A 2624-nucleotide genomic window follows, 5' to 3' on the forward strand; every position below is an offset into this window, starting at 1 on the left:
TTACGCTAAATAACTATGTACATGAGCCGTATACGAGGCCCGTATGTACGGTTCTGTGAGAGGGATGAGGCGGTGACGCCTCACCCTACTCGATGTTTGAGGCGGACGGTAACACTCGAGAGAAGGGTTCTCTTTTATCGATTAGTTCGTGTAAGGCAATCAACCATCAAATATTAATGTAACCTTCAAGGTAAGACACCGCTTGACCAGAAATAAGCACGCGGTCACCTGCCACCTCACATTTTAATGTGCCGCCTCGTTTAGATGCCTGATAAGCCATAAGTTTTGATCGTCCAAATATTTTTCCCCAATAAGGCGCTAGCCCAGTGTGGATTGAACCGGTAACCGGGTCTTCATCACCGCCGTTCGCAGGCCAAAAATAACGCGAAACAAAATCAAATTGCGTACCAGGCGCTGTCACTACCACATCATAAGGCGCAAGCGATTTTAGTTGTTCGCTGTCTTGAATTACGCTTAAAACATCGTCTTCGTTAGAATAAATAGCAAAATAAGCTTGGTTATTTTTTAGAATGCTTTTGGGCTTGATAGAGAGCCCTTTTAGTAACGCTTCAGGCGCTTCACCGACAGGGCTGGGCATTCTATTAGGGAAATCCATCTGAATAAATCCGTCGCTTTTTTTAACGACTTTCATCATCCCAACCGACTTGGCGAAAAGCGAGATGTGCGGCAGTTGGTAGTTTTCGCTAAAAATGACAAACGCAGAAGCTAAAGTAGCATGACCACAAAAATCGATTTCCGTCACAGGGGAAAACCAACGTATAGCGAATACGCCATTATCATCTTCAACTAAAAAGGCGGTTTCTGAAAGGTTATTTTCAGCAGCGATTTCTTGCATTTTTTCATCGCTAAGCCATTTACCCGTTATAACTACTGCAGCAGGATTGCCCTTAAACCTTACATTAGTAAATGCATCGACAACGTTAATTTTAATTTTCATTCGAACGCGCTTTTTTTATGATCGTATTTAAGTTTGGTTTAATTGGCATTGCCTTAAATGGGCTAACGTTAGCGCCACCTGTATTTCCATGAGGTACTAGCCCAAAAACAGTTTTTGTGGCAGCGCCCACAATTCTGAAAAGTTGACCAAAAAACTCACCAATATTGCCTTGTTTCACTGCCCATAAAAGCATTTGAACGTGTACTTTAACGTGTAGCCTTGTAGAGGCTTGACCAAGAACGTGGGCATTTTCTAAGTGTGAAAAAGCACACTGTTGGCTGTTTTGGTTTTGCTTTCTATGAGCTAGCGCTAGTTCAGCTTCTACATAAGGGCGAATATTGCGCGTAAAGCCTTTTGCTTTGAACATGGTGTAAGCACCTTTATTGAGGTTGATTTAAACCAAGCTCTTTTTGCATTTTCTTGGTTAACCCTAACGATACTAGTTTATAAGATGCGCTTAAATAGTATTTTAACGCTTCATCTTCATCACTCTCGCAATTGTACTGTTGTATCCATTTCATTCCACGACTAGCGAGATAGGGCGCAGGCCTATAGCCAGGCTTTTCTTCCAGAAAATAATAGTTTTGCTCAGATGTTTTAAAGGTAAAAGCAGGGTGTCCGTCCTTGCTAATGCTCCCTATAGCAAAGACTTTACCACCTACTTTCCATACTTCTGAACTCCCCCACTGAACGACGTGAGTAGTGTGGGGGAGTGCTTTGCAATAGTGATTGAATTCATCAATGGTCATATGATTCTATTTATTGAAGAAGCTGACTAGTGGTTATTGTGATTAGTAAGCATCTTAATAAAGGTTTGGTTCATATCGCTACCCTCTTTTAAGAACTCGTAGTTAAGCAAGTGGTCTGCCCCTTGGTAGTTTATGTGCTTACACTTATGTTTAGTGCGCGCATTCATTTTTTCACAAACTGTTTCAGCCATAGTAGGCGAGGGCCAAATTTCATCGTTTTCGCCAGTCATTAACACAACATCGGCGCTGATTTTCTGTACAGGAATATTAGCTTTACCGTTGTCTGCTCGATTTTCTAAAGATTGCGTATAGAGATCTAGCAAACCATTAACTTCACCCGACGGGTTGAAAGGAACAAACGTTAAGTCTTGCCCGTCGTAAGTCCAGCTGGAACCAGGCACTTTACTCCAATCTTTCAAAATACCTGCCCAAACAACAGAGCTAGGCGCAATAGCAACCACATTTGAAATACTTGGTTCTTTTGACGCTAGAAGAAGTGACAGTTCAGCGCCTTTCGACCAGCCAACTACAATAATGTCGTCCGGCGTGGTTTCTGGTTGTGATTTTAACCACGACATAGCCTGAATTACATATTCAAGAGGTATTCTCTCTAACTCTGGTGGTAAGCCTTCTTCCTTAAAATAAGCTAAAGCTAGGGTAGGGAATCCCGCTTCAACGATTGGACTAGCGAGCTTTTCTGGCACGCCGCCTTCGGATCCTCCAAGCACTAAAACGCCAACTTTACGTTCTTGTGACTCTGAAGAGTAATACGTAGCAACAAAACCATCATCTTCTATTTTTAGCGAACGCGTAGAGGCTTGACGTGCTCCAATAGATTCACACAGCCAGTTAAGGGATAATTATCTCAACTGGAGTGTATATGAAAACGCGAAAAAGCTATTCAAAAGAATTCAAAC

Annotated in this window: 4 protein-coding genes; all 4 read right to left on the minus strand. The window is 42.2% G+C overall.

From position 1 onward, the window contains the following. Positions 1 to 166: 166 nt before the first annotated feature. From MHN09_RS21025 to MHN09_RS21040, 4 genes are read right to left on the minus strand one after another with little or no spacing between them, the layout of a single operon-like run. The gene (locus tag MHN09_RS21025; RefSeq protein WP_239241817.1) at positions 167 to 958 is read right to left on the minus strand and encodes a PhzF family phenazine biosynthesis protein; all 792 of its coding nucleotides are present in this window, start codon (positions 956 to 958) and stop codon (positions 167 to 169) included. Next, the gene (locus MHN09_RS21030) at positions 948 to 1325 is read right to left on the minus strand and encodes a DUF3703 domain-containing protein (RefSeq protein ID WP_239241818.1); all 378 of its coding nucleotides are present in this window, start codon (positions 1323 to 1325) and stop codon (positions 948 to 950) included. Before MHN09_RS21030 ends, MHN09_RS21025 begins: the two co-directional genes overlap by 11 nt. 13 nt (positions 1326 to 1338) lie before the next feature. Beyond that, positions 1339 to 1707: an MmcQ/YjbR family DNA-binding protein gene (locus MHN09_RS21035; protein ID WP_156078441.1), complete on the minus strand. Its 369-nt coding sequence runs from the start codon at positions 1705 to 1707 to the stop codon at positions 1339 to 1341. Positions 1708 to 1733: 26 nt separating this feature from the next. Then, positions 1734 to 2435, minus strand: coding sequence for an acyl-CoA thioester hydrolase/BAAT C-terminal domain-containing protein (locus tag MHN09_RS21040; protein WP_239241819.1), 702 nt, complete (start codon positions 2433 to 2435; stop codon positions 1734 to 1736). Positions 2436 to 2624 lie beyond the last annotated feature (189 nt).

The organism is Alteromonas sp. MmMcT2-5, assembly GCF_022348315.1.
In the GTDB taxonomy this organism is placed as follows: domain Bacteria; phylum Pseudomonadota; class Gammaproteobacteria; order Enterobacterales; family Alteromonadaceae; genus Alteromonas; species Alteromonas macleodii.

Coding starts and splice junctions, on each gene's coding strand:
- MHN09_RS21025 (WP_239241817.1), bottom strand. CDS start 958: ATGAAAATTAAAATTAACGTTGTCGATGCATTTACTAATGTAAGGTTT.
- MHN09_RS21030 (WP_239241818.1), bottom strand. CDS start 1,325: ATGTTCAAAGCAAAAGGCTTTACGCGCAATATTCGCCCTTATGTAGAA.
- MHN09_RS21035 (WP_156078441.1), bottom strand. CDS start 1,707: ATGACCATTGATGAATTCAATCACTATTGCAAAGCACTCCCCCACACT.